The following is a 22,403-nucleotide window of genomic DNA, read 5'->3' as shown; positions in this document are numbered from 1 at the left end:
GGTGACGCCGACCTAGTTTCAGTATCGGCCCTTGCGACGGTGGAGCTCCAGCCCCAGCTCGTCCTCGGCCTGCTGTTCGGCTCGCGCAGCCTTGTCCTTGGCGCGCTTGCTGGCGGCGGCTTGAGCCAGTTCGTATTTCTTGAGTTCCTGAAAAGCGGCTCGTACAGCGGTCCGCGCCTCTTCGCCCTCCGCCTCCACCGCCCGTAGGCTCTCGACGAGCTTTTCGCGTCGGCGTTTCGCGACGGCAACGAACGCGGGATAGGCGACGGCGCCTTCCAGCGATTGCGAGGCCACCTCCTGCTCGGAGGCAATCTCCTCGTCCAACGTGGTGATGTCTTTGCTCAGGCGCTGCGCAAGCCGTTCCAGATCGGTCAGAAGGCGGCGCTTCTCATCGAGGGTCCAGCGATGCAGCCGAACCAGGTTTTCGAGCGCCCCCGTCATCGCGCTTCATCCTCCGCCGCCTCCGGATGATCCATATCGTCGGCGACGACGTCACACTCCGGCATGGCGGCCGGCTTCGGCGGCCAGTCCAGCTCCAAGGCGGTGGCAAGCGCCGCATAGCCGCTCTCCAGGTCGGCGCGCTCGCATTTATCCTGCTTGAGGACGTCTTCGATTGCCGGATAGTGCCGGATCGCCTCGTCCACCTCCGCATCGCTGCCTTGTCGATAGGCGCCGATACGGATCAGTTCGCCCATATTCTCGTAGGTCGAGAGCAGCCGGCGTGCCCGCTCGATCAGCTCATTCTCCGCCGGGGAATTGCAGGCCGGCATAGTTCGAGACACGCTGCGCAGGATATTGACGGCGGGGTAGCGCCCGCGCTCGGCGATCTCCCTCTCCAGAACGATATGACCGTCGAGAATTCCGCGGACGGAATCGGCCACCGGTTCATTGTGATCGTCGCCTTCGACCAAGACCGTGAAAAGCCCGGTAATCGCTCCCTGCCCGGCCTGTCCTGGACCGGCACGTTCAAGCAACCGTGGCAGCTCGGCGAAGACGGAGGGCGTGTAGCCCTTGCTGGCGGGCGGTTCACCGGCCGAAAGCCCGATCTCCCGCATCGCCATCGCGAAACGCGTCACGGAATCGATCAGACAAAGGACTTCACGTCCCTCGTCTCGGAAGGCTTCGGCCAAGCTGAGCGTCAAATGCGCCGCCTGTCGGCGCATCAGGGGGGGTTCATCCGAAGTCGCGACCACGACGATCGAGCGGGCCAGACCCTCCGGGCCCAGATCGTCTTCCAGCCACTCCTGAACCTCGCGCCCACGTTCGCCGATCAAACCGATAACGTTGACGTCGGTCGCCGTGTAGCGGGCCAGCATGGAGAGCAGGACGGACTTACCGACACCCGAGCCCGCGAAAATGCCCATACGCTGGCCACGGCAGCAAGTCAGGAAGCTGTTGAGCGCACGCACACCCAAGTCGATCTTGCCGCCAACCCTTGCGCGACCGTGCGCCGGCGGGGGATCGGCACGCAAAGTGTAGGCGCGCGGTCCCTGTGGCAAAGGCCCCTTGCCGTCGATCGGTTCGCCCAACGCATTCACCACCCGGCCCAGCCATCCGGCCGCCGGATACACCACCGGTTCCGCCTCGGCCAACTCCGCTCGACAGCCGAGCCCGACGCCGTCCAGTTTTCCGAAGGGTAACAGCAGAGCCCGGCCTTCGCGGAAGCCCACCACCTCGCAAGGCAGGCGCCGCTCTCCGCGCGCGACGATTTCGCAGCGCGATCCGATCGATAGCACCCGTTCCAGGCCGGCCACCTCGATCGTCATACCGAGGACACCGGCCACGCGGCCATAGAGGCGATGATCGGAAAGACGCGAAATTTCGTCGAGAATCGTTTCCGCGGGCGAAAGTGGCATTTTTGTCCTCTCATCCCGACGCCTACCGCTGCGATCCGGGAGCCGAGCATTAATCCACTGTTTTACATAAGAAATCTTGCTTGGCCTTCGGGGGTGATCATGCCCACGTTCAACTTAAAGATAAGTAAAGCGGGCCTGCACTCTCTCCCGACCGGGTAAAGGTTTCTTAACGACATTGGACAAAAATGGTTAACGTGACAGCCAAGAAAATCGGGCTGCCAGGAAACTACGCCTTTCAAGAGGGGTTCGAGGTCGACCATGCGTGTTCTGCTCGTCGAGGACGATACCGCCACCGCCCAGAGCATCGAGATGATGCTGCGTTCAGAAGGTTACGTTTGCGACGTAACCGACATGGGCGAGGATGGACTGGAAATCGGTAAACTGTATGACTACGACATCATCGTCCTGGACGTGATGCTGCCGGACATCGACGGCTATGAGGTCTTACGGCGACTGCGCTCTGCGCGGGTCAACACGCCGATCCTGATCCTGTCCGGCCTGACCGCGCTGGACGAGAAGATCAAGGGCCTGGGTTTCGGTGCCGACGACTACCTCACGAAACCCTTCGACAAACGCGAACTGATCGCGCGCATTCAGGCAATTGTCCGCCGCTCCAAGGGACATTCGGAATCGATCATTCGAACCGGCCGCCTTGCCGTTAACCTCGACACGCGCACGGTCGAGGTGGACAGCCAGCCGATCCACCTGACTGGCAAGGAATACGGCATTCTGGAACTTCTTTCCCTGCGCAAGGGCACGACATTGACCAAAGAGATGTTCCTCAATCATCTCTACGGCGGGATCGACGAGCCGGAACTGAAGATCATCGACGTCTTCGTGTGCAAGCTCCGCAAGAAGCTGGCCTCCGCCACGCAGGGGGTCAACTACATCGAGACGGTCTGGGGTCGCGGCTACGTCTTGCGCGATCCGCAAGAAGTGCCCGGTCAAGAAGTGCCCGATCAGGAAGAGCCCGAGAAGCAGGTGGCCAACGCCTAGGTTCGGCACTCCCGCAAGGGCAGTGACACTGGAGAGCACAGGTCCGCTAGAAGCGATAAGCGACGAAAGCGCCGACTTCCACAGCCCCTTCGTTCTCGACAATGGGGCTGTCCGCCGCATCGCCGACCAGACGGCTGTATTCGACAAAGCCGAGCAACATCCAGTTCTCGGTCAGCTGGTAACGGCTTGAAAGCCCGACGCCGGCGCCGTAGAGCCCGGACCCCGCATCGTAGCGGTCCAGGCGGCTGCGCTGGGCTTGCCGGCCCGTGACCCCGAAAAAACTCTCCAGATACTGCCCGTCACCGAACTGGAGAAACGTCTCCGCGCCGACGGAAAGACGCTCGGTCAGTTGCCGGCCGACCCCGGTGCTCAACTCCCCGCGCAAACCTTCGTGACCGTTGCCGACATCCTGATAGAGTTCGGCACCGAATTCCAGGAAGCCGACCTCCAGCGTGGCGAAGACCCCCACTTCGGCCGACAGGTCGATATCGCCCAGGCCATCCAGCCGGTCGTCGTCATCCTCGTCGCGGGTCTCCGACGGGCGTACGGACAGACCCACGGTTAGCCCTTCGATCAAAGCGTCGTTTCGGTCCTCCCAGTTAATGACGTAGCCCCCCACCCCCTGCTCACTGCGCAGAAACAGCCTGTCGCGCCAGGTGACATCCACGTAGGGCAAGGGCGAGACACCGTACTCGTCCGCTCCGGGGTACTCGGGGCCGTAGGTCGCGCCCGCACCAATCGTCACCTCCCAGTCGTCGGCCTTCGCAGCCGAGGCCAAAAGGAGCAGGAGTCCGGCAATCGCGAGCGACACGAGGGCAAACTCAACAACGCGTGGCTCCCGACGCTGCCCGAGCAGTCGGTCGCGCAAATAGACGTCACGTAGAAGTCCGGTTGGGATAGGCATCTGAATTCTCCTCCGTCGCGTAACAGGACGCATCGGAGGGATAAGGCTGAAAACTTCCAGAAGGCTTTCAGCGCTACAACTTGGCCCGGCAGAGAGGTCGAGAGCCAAGGAAAGGCTGGCGCATGCGCATCTTGGTCATCGAAGATAATGCAGAACTCGGGATGGCGATCTCCCGGGGTCTGCGTGCCTCAGGCCTCACCGTCGACCTTTTCGGAACCGCCGAAGAAGCCGCCGAAGCCTGGCAGTTGGCCAGCTACTCCGCCGTCGTTTTGGATCTGATGCTCCCCGACGGTTCGGGATTGGATGTTCTACAGTCTGCCAGGCGCGACGGACTCTCGACCCCCGTTCTAATCCTGACCGCCCTCGATGGCGTCGCCGACCGGATCGCAGGGCTCGACGCCGGAGCCGACGACTATCTCACCAAGCCGTTTCACAGCGACGAACTCGCGGCCAGGATCCGCGCCTTGATGCGCAGGTCCAAGCTGCCGATCGTCCGTGAGATCGAGGCTGGCGGGCTTTCGATCGATCTGGAAGCGCGGATTGCGCGCAACGGTCAAGACGCCCTTTCGCTATCGCGCTCCGAGTTCCTGGCCCTGGAGTGTCTTGCACGCAATCAGGGGCGTACCTGCTCGAAGGAAACGATCGCCAACGCGATTTACGGCTTCGAGGAGGACTGGAGCGAGGGGGCGATCGAGCTGCATGTCCACCGCCTGCGCCGAAAGCTGGCGGTCCAACCCGGCATGCCTCGGATAAAGTCGCTGAGAGGATTAGGCTACATGCTGGTACCGGATCGAGAGGACTAGAGACGTGGGAAGGTCTCATTCGCTTGTCAGACGTCTCTATCTGCGCCTGACCGTGGTGGTGACCGTCAGCTACGCGATCTTCGCGTCGGTCATGCTCCTGGATTTCAACATCCAGGGAAGACTCATCGAGCGCGAGAGTTTTCTGAATCTCGCGAAGCGGATCGCCCAGTCCCCGGAGCTCTTCGCCCTCACCGGCGAAGCCTCTAACGGACAGCTGCCTCTCCCCGGGATAACGATCCGACGGCTGAACGGAGAGGTCCTGATATCGCCTGCGCGCTGGGCGGTCGATGCGGTGCCTGCCACGCCCCTTCGATACGGGGACTACAGCATCGAAATCGGACGGGATCTGAGGACCGGCGACGAACTGCTGACGATCGCGGTCGTGGTCGAAGGGGAGAAGCTCGGGCTGGAAGATAGCTCCCTCATCGTCCAAGTCTCCCGACCGTCGTCGGATCTGGTGCCCATCATAGGGTCCTTTTTCAGGGCGACATTCCAGGAGATGTGGTGGATCTTCGTTTTGATCCTCTGCGTTACTCTGGTGGTGGTGCGCTCAACCGTGGGACGTTCGATGCGCGCTGTCGAGACGGCCTCAGATCAGGCGGCCGCAATCGCGCCCAACGACATTCACAGACGCTTACCGCTAGACGGACTGCCGCGAGAAATCGAGCCGCTGGCACGGCGGGTCAACGACGCGCTTGACCGCCTGGAGAGAGGTTACAGAGCGGAACAGGCCTTTACGGCCTCAGCGGCGCACGAACTGCGCACACCGCTCTCGGTTCTGCGCGCTCGTATCGAGGCTGTTCCGCCAAGTGCTCAGCGCGATCACGCTCTCGACAAGGTCGACAGCATGGCGCGACTGATCGGGCAGCTTCTCCAACTCGCTCGGATCGAGACCTGGCAGGGAACGTCCGAGGATACCGCCGATGCCGCCGAAATCTGCCGTACCGTTGCCACCGACTTGTCGAGCCAAATCGTCGCCTCCGGCGGAGACATAGAACTCAAGGTTGCCGTTGGCGAAACCGGCTGGAGAGCCGACCGAGTTCTTCTGGAGATCGTGGTCCGCAATCTGATCGAAAACGCGATCCGCCATGCCGGACCATCGCCAAGAATCAAAGTGACGGTCGACAGCACTGCCGTTTCGGTGGAAGACGACGGGCCCGGCATCGCCGAGGAGGACAGAGAACGGGTCTTCAAGGTCTTCTGGCGACGACATAGCTCGAATGGAGAAGGTGCCGGAATCGGGCTGGCTCTGGTCTCGCGGATCGCCAACCGCATAGACGCCGAGGTTCGAATCGACCGATCTGATCTCGGCGGGGCCAAGCTGACGGTGGCTATCCAGAGGTCGCGGTCGCGATCATCCGAGACAAGTCGAAGGAATGGGAACACCCAATCGGCGAGCAGTGCGACCGCCTTTGGTCAAGACAGCCGGCAAACAGCTCCCGAGCTGAAGCGACAGATTTAGAGATCTGTAAGCGCGGGCCCGGATCCTGCATCAAATCTTCAGTCACCCGCGAGACGTGGCTAGATTGGTGCGCGAACCAGGTCTTAGTTAGCTGGCTGCAGCGACCGCCCTGCCTGGATCGACAACGCCGTAAAGACCACGCTGACCGGGAAGAACCTGAAAGCGATCCGTGATGCCGAGAACCGTTTCCGCACCACCCAGATAGAGATAGCCATCGGACGGCATCTGTTTGGCAACCCTTTCGAGCACCTGAGTCTTCGTCGGTTGATCGAAGTAGATCAGGACGTTGCGCAGAAAGACGATATCGAAACGACCGAGCGACGCAGGGCTCTCCAGCAGATTGAACATTCGGTAGTCGATCATTCCGCGCAAATCCTGCGAGATCTGCCAGCGGTCGCCGGTCTGTTTGAAGTACTTCATCAGCAGATTGATCGGCAACCCGCGCTGTACCTCGAACTGCGAATAGATGCCCTCCTTGGCCTTTTCGAGAATAGCCGTCGAAAGATCGGTGGCCACAATCTCGACACGCCAACCCGACAGCTTCGCCGCCTGTTCCTTGAGGATCATCGCCAGTGTGTAGGGTTCCTGCCCGGAGGAGCAGGCCGCCGACCAGATGCGCAACGACCGGCTGGACTTGCGAGCCTCGAGAAGTTGAGGCAGCACGATCTCCTTGAACTGATCGAAAGGCCTGGTGTCGCGGAAGAAAAAGGACTCGTTGGTCGTCATGGCTTCGACGACGTCGAGCTCAAGCGGCGAGCTGGGTCGCGAGCGCAGCTGAGAGGCGATCTCGTCAACCGTGGTCAGACCGTGTTTGCGCGCGACCGGGCCGAGCCGACTTTCCAACAAGTAGGCTTTCTCATCGCTTAGAATGAGGCCCGAGCGATTGCGCAGCAGCGAAGACAGAAAGTCGAAGTCGGCCTTGTTCATGCGGCGCTCCTCAGCACCTTGCGGCGCAGATAGCCGGAAATTTCTCCGATCGGCAGGACCGCCGAACAGAGACCTCGGGTTGCCACGGCACCGGGCATGCCCCAAACGACGGACGACGCCTCGTCTTGGGCCACAACCTGTCCGCCGGCGGCAACGACGGCTTCGCAGCCCTTGGCGCCATCGGAGCCCATTCCGGTCAGGATCACCGCCTGCAAGCGGTTGCCGTAGATCGGCGCGAGCGAACGCAGCATCGGATCGACAGCCGGGCGACAGAAGTTTTCTGGCGGATTTTGATCCAGTCGGATGAAACGCTGGGTCCCCTCCGACACAACGGTCATATGCCAGTCGCCAGGTGCTACGTAGATGGTGCCGGCCTTCAAGGGTTCGCCGTCCTTGCCTTCATGGCAATCCATACCAGAGGCACGACTGAGGTGTTCGGCCAGCAGGGTCGTGAAGGTGGCAGGCATGTGCTGTGTGATCAGCACCGGCAAGCGCAGCGCACCCTTGAGATCGCCGAGAAGCTTGAAGAGAGCCTGAGGCCCCCCGGTCGAGCTGCCGATGGCCAAAACCTCCGGCATCTGAATCGAACCATCGCGCAGCTTGATAGCCGACGAAGCAGCGGTCGCGCGCTGGGGCGCGGCATCAGTCGGCCGTGCAACGCGCTGACCGGCCCCCCCGCCGCCCCGCGCGGCACTGGCCAGCGCCTTGACCTTCTCCGTCAGCTCGCGCTTGAAAGCGTCCGCTGAGTTCAGTTCGCCGCCCGAGCTTGGCTTCGTGACATAGTCGGCGGCACCGGAGCGCAGTGCGCGCAAGGAGACGTCGGCGTTCTTGCGCGTCAGGGTCGAGGCCATGATGACCTGCAGGCCCGGCTTCAGGCTCAAGAGCTTCGGCAGAGCGGTCAGACCGTCCATGACCGGCATCTCGATATCAAGTACCACCACATCGACCGGCTGGCGAGGCAGCTGATTAAGGGCCATCTGGCCGTTCGATACTGAGGCAACGACTTCGATTGTCGGGTCCTGTTCCAAAGCTCTGGTCAAGAGACCGCGAATCACAGCCGAGTCGTCCACGACCATCACGCGATAGGGATCGGCGCCGCTTGTCATTCTGATTGGCCTAGCTAGAGAGAAGGTTCTGAGTGCGCTACAGCACGCCGGCTTGTTGAAACTTCGATTCGATGATGTCGCTGTCGAAAGGCTTCATGATGTACTCATTGGCGCCGGCCTGAATGGCCTCCTGAATGTGCGCCATATCGTTCTCGGTCGTGCAGAAGACGACGATCGGCTGTTGTGCATCGGGTAACCCCCGCAGTTCGCGCAGGAACTCGATGCCGGACATCACAGGCATGTTCCAGTCCAGCAGCACGGCGTCTGGCATCTGCGCGAGACAATGGTCGAGAGCTTGTTTACCGTCCGCCGCCTCGTCGACCGAGAAGTTAAGACCTTCGAGAATGCGACGGGCGACCATCCGCACCACCTTGGAATCATCTACGACCAGACAGGACTTCATGACCCGGAGATCCCGATTTGTAGCCCGGTGCCTTCACCGAGACGGAGAGAAGTGATCAGGCCGCGACGCGGCCGTAGTCGAGCAGACGCTCGACGCTGAGAACCACAAGCAACTGCTTGTCCAGACGGTGAATGCCGTCGGAGTAATCGCGGAACCGGGGATCCAGCGTCGGAGGATTACGCTCGAAACCGTCCGGCGCCAGCGCCAGAACCTCGCCGACCTGATCGACCAGCAGGCTGTAGAGTTCGTGATCGTGTTCAACCACGATCGCCATGCTTGTTTTCGCCGAGTCATGCGGAGGCAAACCGAGACGGAGACGTACGTCGATCGCTGTCACGATCCGACCACGCAAGTTCAGCGATCCGGCAATCTCCGGCGGGGCAAGCGGCACTGGGGTTGTCTTCATGGTCCCCAGCACATCCTGCACCTTGAGAACGTGAATACCGAAAAGCTGGCCGGCAATCGCGAAAGTCACGAACTCGGTTGCGGCTTCAGCAGCCTCGATATCGGATTCCGTCATGTCGGCCTTGGAGGCAGTCGTGGTGCTCATGCCGCTCCCCTATGGTCGCTAAGGGTGTCTTGCAAACTGGTGAGAAGGGCGTCGCGGTCGAGCTTGGCTACATAGTCGGTGAAACCGACGGAGCGGCCGCGCGCGATGTCACGCGGCGAAGCGTGCGACGTCAACGCAACGATGGGCGTCTCCCTCCAACGGTTGGCGCGAATCTGCTCGGCGAGCTCGAAACCGTTCATGCCGGGCATCTCGATGTCAGAGACGATGATGTCGAAGTCGCGGCCCGCATCGCAGAGTTTCAGAGCCGCTTCCGCCCCCTCGACACTTGTGACGTCGTAGCCGGCCGTGGTCAGCAGAGGAGCCAGGAGATTGCGGAAGAAGGGACTGTCGTCCACAAGCAGCACGCGGTTGACCGCTCCCTCGCCGAAGGCTTCCTGGGTGTCGACGTCGAACCAGTCCCGGAACGCCTGCGTCAGGTAGAAGCCCGCATCGATGATATCGGTTGCCTTGCCCCCGACGACTGCGGATCCCACGAAACCCTGGCGGTCGCTGGTCAGTTCGACATTCAGGCGACCCTCGACGATGTCGACGATATCGTCGACCACAAGCCCCATGGATCGCCCCCGGTCGGAGAAGACCAGAACCGGCTGACGGCCTTCGCTGCCTAACTCCCGATCGTCTTCCATGCTGACCAGGGGCATGAGAACGCCACGGTACTGCACCACATGCTGGCCGTTCGAGTCCTCCACATGAGACAGATCGATCTCTTCCAGTCGAGCGACGAGAGCCAGAGGAACGGCCTTGGGAGCGTCGTCTCCAGAGCGGAAGACCAGGAGTGCGACTTCGTCTTCGCGGCGCATGTGCCGTTGTTCCGAGGCCTCGCCATGGCCATCGGCCACGTTGATCTCGCCCGTCTGACTGGCAATCCCGTTGGGATCAAGGATCATCACCACCGAACCATCGCCCAGGATCGTATTGCCGCTGAACAGTTGGATATCGCGCAGGATCGGAGCGACAGGTTTGACGACGATCTCCTCCGTATCGAAGACCCGATCGACGATGATTCCGAAGGTGTAGGTGCCGACCTGCGCAACCACGATGAAGTGGTCGTCCTTCTCGGCTTCCGTATCCGGCAGATCGAAACTGTCGAGCCGCAGCAGTTCCCGAAGACTGACGAGCGGCAGCAGCCGGTTGCGCAAGCGCAGAACCGGGGTGTCCTTGATATGCTCGATCTGGTTTTCGCTGCGCGAGGAGGTGCGCACGAGTTCGATCACGGAAAGCTGCGGGATGGCGAAACGCTCGCCGGCACACTCCACGATCAGCGCCGAGACGATCGCCAGGGTCAGCGGAATCTTGATGGTGAACTTGGTGCCCTTACCCGGCACGGAATTCAGTTCGACGGTACCGCCGATCCGCTCGATATTGGTGCGCACCACGTCCATGCCGACGCCCCGACCAGAGACGGCCGTCACCTGCTCCGCCGTCGAGAACCCGGGCTTGAAGATGAACTGCATGATCTGCTGATCGCTCAAGGCCTCCAACTCGGCCTCCGAGGCGAGACCGTTCGCGATGGCCTTGCGCTTGATAGCCTGGGAGTTCAGCCCCTTACCGTTGTCCGCGATCTCGATGATGATATGCCCGCCTTCGTGATAGGCGTTCAGCATCACCGTTCCGGTTTCCGGCTTGCCGGCACGGCGCCGCTCGGCCGGCGTTTCCAGACCGTGGTCCGCGGAATTCCGAACCATGTGGGTCAGAGGGTCCTTGATCAGATCCAGGACCTGGCGATCCAGCTCCGTATCTGCGCCCTTCATGGTGAGATCGATCTTCTTGCCGAGTTCATGGGCAAGATCGCGAATGATGCGCGGAAGTTTGGCCCAGGCATTACCGATCGGCTGCATGCGCGTCTTCATGACGCCTTCCTGCAGTTCGGAGACCACGTGGTTGAGGCGCTGAAGCGGCGCCGCGAACTCCGTTTCCTTCTGGCTGCGCAGGATCTGCAGAAGCTGGTTGCGCGTCAGCACCAGCTCCGAGACCATGGTCATCAGGTTCTCCAGAAGCTCCACGTTCACGCGGATCGACTGATTGGCGACGCTGGATTCCTTATGCGTTTCGGCTTCGCCTGTCTTCTCGGCCTTGGGCTTCTCCGCCGCAACGGCTTCGGCCGGTGCCGGGACTTCGGGCGTCGCTTCGGCGAGCTGTACGGCGGGCTCGACGTCCTCGGGACCGGCATCGGCGCCGCTGGTATCGGCCGCGACCGGCTCTGCGGTCTCCGCGTCGGTCATCTCAGGATCGGCGGAGGCCTCCGCGGCAACGGCGCTTTCGGCCTCGGCGGCAACCGCCTCGACACTGTCCTCCGCGTCCGTTCCTTCCCCAGTCGCCTCAGCAGGCTCTGCGGCAGGCTCGGCAGCAGGCGCCGCAGCGGCGGTCTTGCCCTCGGCGCAAGCGTCCAAGCGCGCGATCAACTCGCTGTCGTCTCCGGCCGGCTCGCTTTCGGTCGCTTCCAGAACCTCCAGAATTTCCCGGATCCGGTCCAAACACTCCAAGATGAGCGAGACCGCCTCGGGCGTGACCTCAAGCTCACCGTCGCGCACCCGGCCCAGGATGTTCTCCCCGGAGTGCGCCACCGATTCCAGACGAGGCAACCCAAGGAACCCACAGGTTCCCTTGATCGTGTGCATCAGGCGGAAGATATTGGACAGCAGCTCTGGATCGTTCGGATTTTGCTCGAGCTTTACGAGCTCGACGTCGAGAACGCCAAGGCCCTCGTTCGTCTCGGTAAGAAATTCGCTGAGCAGATCGTCCATCTGGGCGTTTTCCGTCTACTGGCATTCAGGGCAGGACACCGGGCCAACCGGCACCTGAAGCGCTAAGGGCGCGGCTTAACGATCTAAACAATTTCAAACGCGCCCTAAAAAACGGTTACTTCCTGCAAATTCTGTCGAAATGCGATCATCCGGCCTTTTCAGCTACCCAGGCGAGAAATTGATCTCCGAAACAGTCGAAATACCGATTCCCCACAAGCTCGCGAACGCTTCGCATTTGCATACAACCCATCGAGTCTTGCATGATCCAGAGCAATGCTGCGTTTGTCGGTCGCGTTACCTCTGTCGAGATGACCAGCCTCTGACAGGCCACCTAACCGCCAAGAGAGTTGCCGAGGAGCCGGCTACGCGCCTGTCCATTAGCCAAGTTTCATGACCGACCTTGCTCAGCCCAGTCCCTCGCAGCGTCCTATGGCTGCCTCCCCCGCGCGCAGTTCGTTCTCGACGAGCGCGCCAAGGCTCAGATCGGGGACCTGGCTGACTGCCGCCGCCCTGACAATTGCGGCCCTACTCGCGCTGCCGGTTCTGGGCGTTTTCGGGGCTGTCTTCCAAAGAAGCGATGGCGCCTGGCAGCATATGGCGGAAACCGTGCTGCCCACCTTCATCGGCAACACCCTCTACCTCACGGTCCTCGTGGGCAGCGGCGTGCTCGTCGTCGGCGTGGCCACGGCCTGGCTGGTCACCATGTGCCGCTTTCCAGGACGGCGCCTGTTCGAGTGGGCCCTGATCCTGCCCCTCGCCTTCCCAGCCTACGTGATCGCCTACGCCTACACCGACTTTCTACAGCATCCGGGGCCCGTTCAGACGCTGCTGCGCGACGTTACGGGCTGGGGCCCGCGCGACTACTGGTTCCCTCAGATCCGCTCGATCGAGGGGGCCGGCTTGATGTTCACGCTGGTTCTCTACCCCTATGTCTACCTGCTGGCGCGCACCGCCTTTCTGAACCAGTCCGTCTGTGCCCTGGAGGTTAGCCGCACCTTGGGCCGCAGCGCCTGGTCGTCCTTCCGGCATGTCGCGATGCCGCTGGCACGTCCGGCCATTGTAACGGGTACCGCGCTGGCTTTGATGGAGACGCTGGCGGACTTCGGGACGGTCGCGCACTTCGGCGTCCCGACCTTCACGACCGGCATCTACCGCGCCTGGTTCTCGATGGGCGACCGGATCGCGGCGGCACAGCTGGCCGCGAGCTTGCTGGGTTTCGTCGTGCTGTTGCTGTTCCTGGAACGCTGGCAGCGCGGCCGTGCCCGCTATTTTCAGACCGGCCGCAAGTACCAGGAGCTTCCCGGTTATCGTTTGCGCGGCTGGCGCGCCGCAACCGCCGTTGCCGTTTGCGGCCTGCCGCTTGTACTCGGCTTCCTACTGCCACTGGTCATCCTAGCGGAGATGCATGTCACCGGCGGTCACGATCTCTTCGGACCGCGCTACCTGCGGCTGGTCTTCAATTCCTTCACGCTGGCCGGCATCGCAGCGGTTTTGGCCGTTGTCCTGGCCGTTGTGATGGCCTACGCCGCCAGGCTCAACCCCAGTCCGCTGAGCCTCGGTGCCAATCGGATTGCGAGTCTCGGCTATGCCGTTCCCGGCTCAATCATCGCCGTCGGGGTCCTGATTCCTCTAGCGAGCTTCGATAACACGCTTGACGCCTGGATGCGCGCCACCTTCGGCATCTCGACCGGGCTGCTGCTGACTGGCAGCATCGCCGGACTGATTTTCGCTTACCTGGTGCGCTTCATGGCGGTCGCACTCAACACCGTCGACTCGAGCTTGGCGAAGATCACGCCATCGATGGACGACGCCGCCCGCACCCTGGGCGCGGGCAGCGGCGGCACTCTGCGCCGTGTCCATGTCCCGTTGCTGCGCGGCGGGTTGCTGACGGCCGGACTGATCGTCTTCGTGGACGTGATGAAGGAACTGCCGGCCACTCTGATCATGCGACCGTTCAATTTCGACACCCTGGCGGTCCAGGCCTTTCGCCTCGCCAGCGACGAACGGCTGACCGAGGCGGCCACCCCTTCCTTGGCGATCGTCTTCGCCGGCCTGATACCGGTCATCCTGCTGAGCCGGGAGATCATGAAGTCCCGCCCGGGACACAAAGGCTAACATCCCCGAATGCCAACTCCGGCCTGCCATCGGCGCCGTGCTCACCAGAGTCCCGGAAAGACGAAGGGCGCGTCCCCAGAGGACGCGCCCTTGCCATTCGATAGAGTGTCGGGTCGACTTATTCGAAACCGACGCGGTCGTAGATCTGCTGAGCCAGAGCCTGGTTGGCACCGTAGGAGGTCAGCGTGATCTCATCCTTCTCGAACTCGCCCATCTGCTTCAGGCTGTCGGGCAGCTCGACGCCGGCGACCACCGGACGCTCGTCATTGCCCTCGGCGAAGTAGAGCTGAGCCTGATCACTGGCGAGGTACTCCAGGAAGGCGATGGCATTTTCGCGGTTCGGAGCGGTAGCGACGACACCGGCGCCGGAGATATTAGCATGAGCACCGGTGGTGGCCTGGTTCGGGAAGACCCAGCCGAACATGTCGGTGCTGCCGGTCAGGCCATCGACGTCCTTACGCAGGGCGCGGCCGAAGTAGTAGTCGTTGGCCAAAACGATCTGGCACTCGCCGGATACCACAGCCCGCAGCTGGTCGGTGTCACCGCCTTGCGGATCGCGCGCCCGGTTGTTCCAGACGCCTGCGGCCCAAGCCTCGGCGGCTTCCTCACCCTTGTGCTCGATCATCGCCGCCATCAGGGACAGCATGTAGATGTTCGAGGAAGTACGCGTGCACACCATGCCCTCGTACTGCGGGTCGGCCAGGGCCTCGTAAGTCTGCGGTGGGTTCTCGACTTCGTCGCTGTTGTAGAAGATCGTCCGCACGCGCTGGGAGAAGCCAAACCAGTGGCCTTCGTCGTCTCGCAGATTGGCGGGAATCCGCTCACTGAGCACATCGTTCTCGACCGGCGCAAGCAGCCCCATATCCTCGGCACGCCAGAGGCGGCCCGCATCGACGGTGATCAGCAGATCGGCCGGGCTGTTGGCCCCTTCGCTGGAAATCCGCTCGAGCAGCACATCCGCACTGTCCTCGATCCGGTTGATGGTGATTCCGGTCTGCTCCTCGAAATCGCTGTAGAGCCGCTCGTCGGTGTCGTAGTGGCGCGAGGAGTAGATGTTGAGTTCGCCTTCGGCCTGGGCCTGGCCGGGAAGGCCGGCAGTCGCGATCAGAGCGGCGCCGACAGCGCCGGCCAGCAGTCCGCGCCGTGTTGATTCGCCTCGGATGACGCGCATTGTCCTTATGATCCTCCAAGTTCCGCTGTTTGCCTCAGCCTGGCCGCCTGCCAGTTTCTCGATGGCGATTGCAAGCCAAGCAGGAACGCTTCCCAATCTCTAGGGGCCGAAAGTTCCGCCAAAGGCGAATTCCAGCCAAAGATTGAGAACCATTCTCATTTGCGACGCTAATGCAATTCACTCGCACGCGCAAGGAATTTCGGCGTTTTCTGCGCTGCGAAGCACGATTCTGCAGCGTGACGGGTCTTTCCGCGCTTAGCCCAGAATCGTGGCCGCAAAGCGCACTTCGCCGGGCGTATCGCAGGTCAAAGAGAGCTCGCTGCCCGACTGCCTGATCAATTCCCGCGTGAAGTAGGCGTGAACGTTGCGCGGCGTGAGGTCGTCGATCTCGACGTGCTCATCGAGACCGACTTCACTCTCCGGACGCAGCCTGGCATCGGTGCCCTGCGCCGTGACCGTCAGATCGGTCGCCTCACCGTTTGCGGTAATTGCCAGAGCGACCTTGCCGCCGCGCGGCAGGCTTTCAGCCCCCAGCTGGCAGAGATTGAGAACCAGCTTAGGAAGCACCGCCGGCAGCATCACAGGCAGGGACTCTGGCCACAGCAGATCGGATTTCTGATGCTGCAGCATCTTTTCGACCAGATCGCGGACCATGCCGTAATCGGTCACGCTGCCACCGCTGGCTCCGTAGGCCAGACGGTAGAACTGCAGAATGGTGCCCGCCTGCTGGGCGCTGGAATTCACCAGCTTGATAGCCTCGTCACCCATGAGCAGGTCGTCTTCGGCCAGCAACTCCATACCGTTGTTGACGGCCCCGACCGGCCCCACGAGATCGTGACACAGCTTTGAAGCCAGCAACTCCGACAAGCGCAGATCCGCTGCAGCCGTCATGGTTTCCCCCCTTCTGTCCTGCCTCTCTATCGATTTCCCGCCGCATAGCGGCAAGCTGGCGTCGCTCCTGCGATTTCGGCGCGCCGAATCTCGACAATAGACTGACCAGTCGCAGTTGCCTTGCGTCAAGGGGTGGTGCAGCAAAACCTCCTAGTGTCGGTTTGTGAGTCTGGAGATGTTTCCGACAACGGAGGAGAAAGAAGCGCATGTTCGAGTTGGTGCCGGGTGCACTGGTACGCCACCCAGACAAACCAGAGTGGGGCCTGGGGCAGGTGCAGTCGGCGATCGGCAGCCGTGTCACGGTGAACTTCGAGGACGCTGGGAAGCTGCTGATCGATACGAGCAAGGTCAGTCTCACGGTGGTCGATCCCGACGCCGAAGAGCCTGACAGGGGCTGAGTAACAGGCGGAACCGCCGGGTGAGCGGCCGCGATGAGAAGGTGAGGCAATGCCCGAGGGCGACAGCGTGGCGGTCAAGCGCAAGATCCACCCAGGCTCCGGCCGGCGCAAGGCGCCCAAGGAACCGCGCGGAAGGGTCTTGGAGCTCGAAGCGCAGGAGGAGGTCGCCAAGTTGCTCGCGCTCCGGCCGCGACATCCCGACCTGCTGATCGAGTATCTCCATCTGCTGCAGGACACTTACGGCTGCCTCCATGCACGCCATCTGCAGGCCCTGGGAGAGGAACTCGGCCAACCGATGGCAGCGGTCTATGAAGTCGCCTCCTTCTACGCCCACTTCGACATCGTGCTGGACGGCGAAACGCCTCCGCCACCGCTGACCGTCAGGGTCTGCGACTCCCTGACTTGCGAGCTGTTCGGCGCGGCCGATCTGCTTCGGCAACTGCCGAAAACGCTTGAGGATCACGGCCTGGGAGACGCCGTGCGGGTCGTTCGCGCACCCTGCATGGGCCGCTGCGATACGGCCCCGACCTGCGAAGTCGGTCATCGGCACGTGGATCGGGCGACGTCTGAGGACGTCGCAAAGGCGGCCGAGAGCGCTCACCGGGACGGCGAACGGGCCCCGATCCCGACGCCTTACGAGGCACTGCAGGCCTATCGGGAGGGCGGCGGCTACGAACTGCTGGAAGCCTGCCGGAAGGGCATCCGGACCGCCAAGGAGATCACCGATCTGTTGGCGACCTCCAATCTGCGCGGCCTCGGCGGCGCCGGCTTCCCCGCCGGCCAGAAATGGCGTCTCGTCGCCCAGCAACCGAAACCGCGGCTGCTGGCGGTGAACGCCGACGAGGGAGAGCCCGGCACCTTCAAGGACCGCTACTACCTGGAACGCTGGCCTCATCGCTTCCTGGAAGGCATGTTGATTGCCGCCTGGGCGGTCGAAGCCGAGCGGCTCTTCATCTATCTGCGCGACGAATATCCGGCCATTCAGCTCATCCTCGAACGGGAGCTGGACGAACTCCGCGAGGCAGGACTTCTCGACGGCGTGACAGTAGAGTTGCGACGTGGCGCCGGCGCCTACATCTGCGGGGAAGAGTCGGCCATGCTGGAATCCCTTGAGGGCCGGCGCGGCTATCCCCGGCACAAACCGCCCTATCCCAGCCAGGTCGGTCTGTTCGGGCGGCCGACCCTGACCCACAACGTGGAAACGCTCTACTGGATCCGCGAGATCGTGGAACGCGGTGCGGAGTGGTTCGCCGGCCAAGGCCGCAACGGCCGCAAGGGTCTGCGCAGCTTCTCCGTCTCGGGTCGCGTCAAGCAGCCGGGTATGAAGCTGGCGCCGGCGGGCATCACGGTGCGCGAGCTGATCGACGACTACTGCGGCGGCATGAGCGACGGGCACAGCTTCAAGGGCTATCTGCCCGGCGGGGCCTCGGGCGGCATCCTGCCGGCGCATCTGGACCATGTTCCTCTGGACTTCGGAACGCTGGAGGAGTTCGGCTGCTTTATCGGGTCGGCGGCCATTGTGGTGCTGTCGGACCAGGACAACATGAAAGACGCGGCGCTGAACCTGATGCGCTTCTTCGAGGATGAGTCCTGCGGTCAGTGCACGCCCTGTCGGGTCGGTACGGAAAAGGCCGTAAAGCTGATGGAGAGTCCCGAGTGGGACGTCGCCCTTCTCTCCGAGCTGGCGGAGACCATGCGCGACGCATCGATCTGCGGCCTGGGTCAGGCCGCTCCGAACCCTCTGCTATCCGTCCTGCGTTACTTCCCCGAAGACCTGAAGACCCCGGAAGCCTGAAAGCAGCATGAGCGCGAGGCGGACATGTCGGTGATCGAAAAAGTCGAAACGGTTCCCTTCATTCTCGACGGCTACGAGGTCGAGGCCTATCCCGGCGAGACCATCTGGCAGGTCGCCAAAAGGAGCGGCTGGGAGATCCCGCACCTCTGCTATGCACCCGAACCTGGCTATCGAGCCGACGGGAACTGCCGCGCCTGCATGGTCGAGATCGAGGGCGAACGCACGCTGGCGGCCAGCTGTATCCGCACACCGCGCGCCGGCATGCAGGTCGTCACGAACTCCCACCGGGCGGAGTCCGCGCGCCGCATGGTCTTCGAGCTCCTGGTCGCGGACCAGCCAGCGCGCGACACCAGCCACGATCCGGACTCCAGCTTCTGGAACTGGGCCAAGAAGACCGGTGTGACCGAAAGCCGCTTCCCGGCCCGCAACACGCCGAAGATGGATGTCAGTCACCCGGCCATCGCGGTCAACCTGGATGCCTGCATTCACTGCAACCTCTGCGTCCGGGCCTGCCGCGAGGTTCAGGTCAATGACGTGATCGGCATGGCCTTCCGGGGACACGACGCCAAGATCGTCTTCGACTTCGACAGCCCGATGGGAGACTCGACCTGCGTGGCCTGCGGCGAGTGCGTGCAGGCCTGCCCAACCGGCGCTCTGATGGAGGCCAAGCTTCTGGACGCTGCCGGTCAACGCCAGGTCTACGCCGACAAGACGGTGGACAGCCTCTGCCCCTATTGCGGCGTCGGCTGCCAAACCAAGGTCTACGTCGAGAACGACCGGATCGTGCAGGTCGACGGCCGGGCCGGGCCGGCGAACGAGAATCGGCTTTGCGTGAAGGGGCGCTTCGGCTTCGACTACGTCAGACACCCCCATCGTCTCACGGTCCCGATGATCCGCCGCGACGATGCGCCAAAGGCCGGAACCGACGAGGTCGATCCGACCAATCCCTGGACGCATTTCCGCGAGGCCACGTGGGAAGAGGCCCTGGAGGCAGCCGCCCGCGGCTTGACAGAGATTCGGGACCGCGATGGCGGCGCGGCCCTGGCCGGCTTCGGCTCGGCCAAGGGGTCGAACGAGGAAGCCTATCTTTTTCAGAAACTGGTACGGACCGGGTTCGGCACGAACAACGTCGACCACTGCACGCGGCTCTGTCATGCCTCCTCGGTCGCCGCCCTGATCGAGGGAATCGGCTCAGGTGGCGTCACCGTTTCCTTCAATGCGGCCCTCGAGTCCGACTGCATCGTGGTCATCGGCGCCAAACCGGAACAGAACCATCCGGTGGCCGCGACCTACCTGAAGCAAGCGGCGAAGCGCGGCGCAAACCTGATCATCATGGACCCGCGCAGGCACGACACGCTTGCGCGCTACGCCAGTCACAATCTCCAGTTCAAGCCGGGCAGCGACGTCGCCCTGCTGAACGCCCTGCTGCACGTGATCGTCACCGAAGACCTTGCCGACAAACAGTACGTTCAAGCTCAGACCGAAGGCTATGACGAGCTCAAGCAGCGGATCGCCGACTACAGCCCTGAGAAGATGGCGGAGATTTGCGGGATAGATGCTGCGACGATCCGGGAGGTCGCCAGGCTCTACGCGACCTCCGAACGCTCCATCATCTTCTGGGGCATGGGCGTCTCCCAGCATGTCCACGGCACGGACAACACCCGTTGCCTGATCGCGCTCGCGCTGACCACCGGCCAGATCGGACGGCCCGGAACAGGCCTGCATCCGCTACGCGGACAGAACAACGTCCAAGGCGCCTCCGACGCCGGTCTGATACCCATGGTCTATCCCGACTATCAGCCAGTCGAAAACCCGGATACACAGGCGAAGTACGAGGCGTTCTGGGGCAGCGAACTCGACCCGAAGGCCGGCTTGACCGTCGTCGAGATCATTCAGGAGATCGCCGAGGGCAAGATCAAGGGGATGTACATCCTCGGCGAAAACCCGGCGATGTCAGACCCGGATCAGGTTCACGCGCGGCACGCCCTGGCCAAGCTGGAGCATCTGGTCGTGCAGGACATCTTCCTGACGGAAACGGCCTGGCACGCCGATGTCGTCCTGCCGGCCTCGGCCCATGCCGAGAAGTTGGGAAGCTTCACCAACACAAATCGCCAGGTTCAGATCGGCCGCCCCGCTCTCGATCTGCCCGGACAAGCACGCCAGGACTGGTGGATCGTTCAGGAGCTGGCGAAGCGGGTCGGCCTCGACTGGGCCTACGACGGCCCTGCCGACGTCTTCGCCGAAATGGCCGAGGTGATGCCAAGCTTGGCCAATATCACCTGGGAGCGGCTGGAACGCGAAGACTCGGTGACCTACCCCTGCGAAGGTCCGGACCAGCCCGGTACGGAAATCATGTTCGCCGAAGGCTTCCCGACCGCAGACGGCCGTGCCCGCATCGTGCCGGTGGACCTGCTGCCGCCGAACGAACTGCCCGATGCCGACTTCCCGATGGTTCTGACCACCGGACGTCTGCTGGAACACTGGCACACCGGCGCCATGACGCGCCGGGCCGGCGTTCTGGACAGCCTGGAGCCAGCCGCCGTCGCCGCGCTCCACCCTCTCGAAATCCGCCGCTTGCAGCTGACTGCGGGGGACATGGTCCGCGTTACGACCCGACGGGGCAGCATCGAGTTGACCCTTCGGTCGGATGCCGGCGTACCGCCGGGCATGGTCTTCGTCCCCTTCTGCTTCAACGAGGCGGCAGCCAACGTCCTGACCAATCCGCAGCTGGATCCCTACGGAAAGATCCCGGAGTTCAAGTTCTGCGCGGCCAGTGTCAGCGCGGCGGAAACCTACGTCGCGGCTGAGTAGACCGCTCAGAGAGGACGGGACGGGAAGGCCTGTGGCCCGGGACCGCCGGCTGCAGATTCCGCCCCCGGAAGCCAACCATGGTGGCCTCACTTCGGATCGGTTACCTTGAGCGCATGCGTTCAAGCTTAGCGTTTCTTTTCTTGCTGCTCCTGTGGATGTTTGCAGGGCCGGCGGCCGCCCAGCAAGGCAGTCTTCCGGACGGCCTGGAGCTTCCCGAAACCCCAGAGGCCGCTCTTCAGTTCCTGCACCTAGGCGCCCGCGCGGACCAGCCGCAGATGATTGCCGTCGCGCTGGAACGCGGAGCCGATATCGAGGGTCTGAATCCACGGGGAAACCGGCCCCTGCAGGTGGCGGCGATCTACGGCGCCGCCGCCGCCGCGGAGTTCCTGCTTGCCGAGGGCGCGAAGATCGACGCGGCGACAGAAGACGCTTGGACAGCCCTGCACTACGCCGCCTACGAGGGCTGGAGAGAGGTCGCCGAAGTCCTGCTCGATGCCGGGGCCGAGATCGACCCGCGCGAAAGCGACTATGGGAACACGCCCCTCCTGATCGCGGCTCGCCGGGGGCAACTGGGGCCCGCCGTCGCGCTGCTTGAAGCCGGTGCCGATTTGGAGATCCGGGACCGTGCGGACGGCAATACCCCCCTGATCAACGCCGCCTTCGCGAAACATGTCCCCCTGGTCGCGGAACTGCTGGCCCGGGGAGCCGACGTCGAGGCGAGCGCGGACGATGGCATGACCGCCCTACTTGCGGCAGCCCGAGGGTCCGCCCGAACGCTCCGCCGGACCTCCCCGGGAGCCTCTGGACAGCAAGGCGACACAGCGGTCGCGACGGCCCAGTTGCTGATCGACGTCGGCGCCGACCTGGAGGCCACGGCCGGTCTTCAGGGAAGCGCTCTGCACATCGCCGCGCGAGAAGGCGCAACAGCTCTCGTCGAAACTATGCTGACAGCCGGTCTCGCCGTCGATTTCGCAAATCCCGACAATGGCCGGACTGCGCTGCACGAGGCAGTCGACAGCGCGCAGATCGACACGGTGCTGTTTCTGCTGGAGGCGGGGGCGAACCCCGATGCCCGCGAGACCGAGAGCGAGGAAACGCCCCTCTATGCGGCAGCGCAACTCGGCAACCCAGCGACGGTTCTGATCCTGCTGCAAAACGGCGCCGATCCCGACCTGACCGACGAGGAGGGGATCTCTCCGCTGATGAGAGCGGCCAATGTCGGCGCCCTGCAATCGGTCCGGCTGCTTCTTGGGGCAGGCGCCTCGGTGGATCTCGTCGCCGAAGACGGCTGGACGGCTATAGAAGCCGCCAAGGCTGTCGGTGCGACCGAAATCGAGCAGGCGCTCCGCGCTGCCGGCGCCAGCCAGGACTGAATTCACCGGGTTAAAAACCGGCGCACTCAAACTGTCCAGCGATCGGCGGCGTAACCTCAGGACACCTGGAAGTTCAG

18 protein-coding genes are annotated in these 22,403 nt (G+C 63.0%); 8 read left to right on the top strand and 10 right to left on the bottom strand.

Features of this window, described 5'->3' with window-relative positions:
* Positions 1-18 precede the first annotated feature (18 nt).
* Positions 19-441, bottom strand: a complete 423-nt coding sequence (locus ACO054_RS02920; protein WP_421708949.1) for a hypothetical protein — start codon at positions 439-441, stop codon at positions 19-21.
* Positions 438-1,856, bottom strand: a complete 1,419-nt coding sequence (gene fliI / locus ACO054_RS02915) for a flagellar protein export ATPase FliI (RefSeq protein ID WP_421708948.1) — start codon at positions 1,854-1,856, stop codon at positions 438-440. Before fliI ends, ACO054_RS02920 begins: the two co-directional genes overlap by 4 nt.
* A gap of 258 nt (positions 1,857-2,114) precedes the next feature.
* On the opposite strand from fliI, the gene ctrA reads away from it, so the two are divergent.
* Positions 2,115-2,852 carry a response regulator transcription factor CtrA gene (ctrA, locus tag ACO054_RS02910; RefSeq protein ID WP_421708947.1) on the top strand — a complete coding sequence of 246 codons (738 nt, stop codon included), beginning with the start codon at positions 2,115-2,117 and terminating at the stop codon, positions 2,850-2,852.
* A gap of 46 nt (positions 2,853-2,898) precedes the next feature.
* Here ctrA and ACO054_RS02905 read toward each other — a convergent pair whose 3' ends face one another.
* Entirely contained in the window at positions 2,899-3,756 is an 858-nt protein-coding gene (locus ACO054_RS02905) for a MipA/OmpV family protein (protein ID WP_421708946.1), read from the bottom strand.
* Between the two features lie 122 nt (positions 3,757-3,878).
* Here ACO054_RS02905 and ACO054_RS02900 point away from each other — a divergent pair, with 122 nt between their 5' ends.
* Both ACO054_RS02900 and ACO054_RS02895 read left to right on the top strand, forming a co-directional pair.
* Positions 3,879-4,559, top strand: coding sequence for a response regulator transcription factor (locus ACO054_RS02900; RefSeq protein WP_421708945.1), 681 nt, complete (start codon positions 3,879-3,881; stop codon positions 4,557-4,559).
* A gap of 4 nt (positions 4,560-4,563) precedes the next feature.
* Positions 4,564-6,021 carry a sensor histidine kinase gene (locus ACO054_RS02895; protein WP_421708944.1) on the top strand — a complete coding sequence of 486 codons (1,458 nt, stop codon included), beginning with the start codon at positions 4,564-4,566 and terminating at the stop codon, positions 6,019-6,021.
* A gap of 87 nt (positions 6,022-6,108) precedes the next feature.
* Here ACO054_RS02895 and ACO054_RS02890 read toward each other — a convergent pair whose 3' ends face one another.
* From ACO054_RS02890 to ACO054_RS02870, 5 genes are read right to left on the bottom strand one after another with little or no spacing between them, the layout of a single operon-like run.
* On the bottom strand, positions 6,109-6,948 hold the full coding sequence (locus ACO054_RS02890; RefSeq protein ID WP_421708943.1) for a CheR family methyltransferase: 840 nt from the start codon (positions 6,946-6,948) through the stop codon (positions 6,109-6,111).
* Positions 6,945-8,054 (bottom strand): protein-glutamate methylesterase/protein-glutamine glutaminase, encoded by a 1,110-nt coding sequence (locus tag ACO054_RS02885; protein WP_421708942.1) that lies wholly within the window; start codon positions 8,052-8,054, stop codon positions 6,945-6,947. The genes ACO054_RS02890 and ACO054_RS02885 overlap by 4 nt, the downstream gene beginning before the upstream one ends.
* 37 nt (positions 8,055-8,091) lie before the next feature.
* Positions 8,092-8,457, bottom strand: a complete 366-nt coding sequence (locus ACO054_RS02880) for a response regulator (protein ID WP_421708941.1) — start codon at positions 8,455-8,457, stop codon at positions 8,092-8,094.
* Positions 8,458-8,512: 55 nt separating this feature from the next.
* Positions 8,513-9,007: a chemotaxis protein CheW gene (locus ACO054_RS02875; RefSeq protein ID WP_421708940.1), complete on the bottom strand. Its 495-nt coding sequence runs from the start codon at positions 9,005-9,007 to the stop codon at positions 8,513-8,515.
* A complete protein-coding gene (locus tag ACO054_RS02870) occupies positions 9,004-11,772 on the bottom strand; it encodes a chemotaxis protein CheW (protein ID WP_421708939.1) in 2,769 nt (922 codons plus the stop codon). Before ACO054_RS02870 ends, ACO054_RS02875 begins: the two co-directional genes overlap by 4 nt.
* A gap of 390 nt (positions 11,773-12,162) precedes the next feature.
* Here ACO054_RS02870 and ACO054_RS02865 point away from each other — a divergent pair, with 390 nt between their 5' ends.
* Positions 12,163-13,887, top strand: a complete 1,725-nt coding sequence (locus tag ACO054_RS02865) for an ABC transporter permease (protein ID WP_421708938.1) — start codon at positions 12,163-12,165, stop codon at positions 13,885-13,887.
* A 118-nt stretch (positions 13,888-14,005) separates the two neighbouring features.
* On the opposite strand, the gene ACO054_RS02860 is transcribed toward ACO054_RS02865, so the two are convergent.
* Complete coding sequence (locus tag ACO054_RS02860) at positions 14,006-15,058, bottom strand: extracellular solute-binding protein (RefSeq protein ID WP_421708937.1); 1,053 nt, start codon at positions 15,056-15,058, stop codon at positions 14,006-14,008.
* Positions 15,059-15,313: 255 nt separating this feature from the next.
* The gene (locus ACO054_RS02855) at positions 15,314-15,949 is read right to left on the bottom strand and encodes a histidine phosphotransferase family protein (RefSeq protein ID WP_421708936.1); all 636 of its coding nucleotides are present in this window, start codon (positions 15,947-15,949) and stop codon (positions 15,314-15,316) included.
* Between the two features lie 206 nt (positions 15,950-16,155).
* On the opposite strand from ACO054_RS02855, the gene ACO054_RS02850 reads away from it, so the two are divergent.
* The 4 genes from ACO054_RS02850 to ACO054_RS02835 all read left to right on the top strand — a co-directional run bounded on the left by ACO054_RS02850 (position 16,156) and on the right by ACO054_RS02835 (position 22,326).
* Positions 16,156-16,347, top strand: a complete 192-nt coding sequence (locus ACO054_RS02850; protein WP_421708935.1) for a DUF3553 domain-containing protein — start codon at positions 16,156-16,158, stop codon at positions 16,345-16,347.
* 49 nt (positions 16,348-16,396) lie between these two features.
* The gene (locus ACO054_RS02845) at positions 16,397-18,142 is read left to right on the top strand and encodes an NADH-ubiquinone oxidoreductase-F iron-sulfur binding region domain-containing protein (protein ID WP_421708934.1); all 1,746 of its coding nucleotides are present in this window, start codon (positions 16,397-16,399) and stop codon (positions 18,140-18,142) included.
* Positions 18,143-18,166: 24 nt separating this feature from the next.
* Positions 18,167-20,953, top strand: coding sequence for a formate dehydrogenase subunit alpha (gene fdhF, locus ACO054_RS02840; protein WP_421708933.1), 2,787 nt, complete (start codon positions 18,167-18,169; stop codon positions 20,951-20,953).
* Positions 20,954-21,030: 77 nt separating this feature from the next.
* Positions 21,031-22,326 (top strand): ankyrin repeat domain-containing protein, encoded by a 1,296-nt coding sequence (locus tag ACO054_RS02835; protein ID WP_421708932.1) that lies wholly within the window; start codon positions 21,031-21,033, stop codon positions 22,324-22,326.
* Positions 22,327-22,403: the final 77 nt, after the last annotated feature.

The sequence above is a fragment of the Algihabitans sp. genome (assembly GCF_965226985.1).
GTDB lineage: Bacteria > Pseudomonadota > Alphaproteobacteria > Kiloniellales > DSM-21159 > Algihabitans.
Note: the sequence above shows the minus strand (reverse complement) of the source record. Positions and strands in the feature narration are given on the sequence as shown.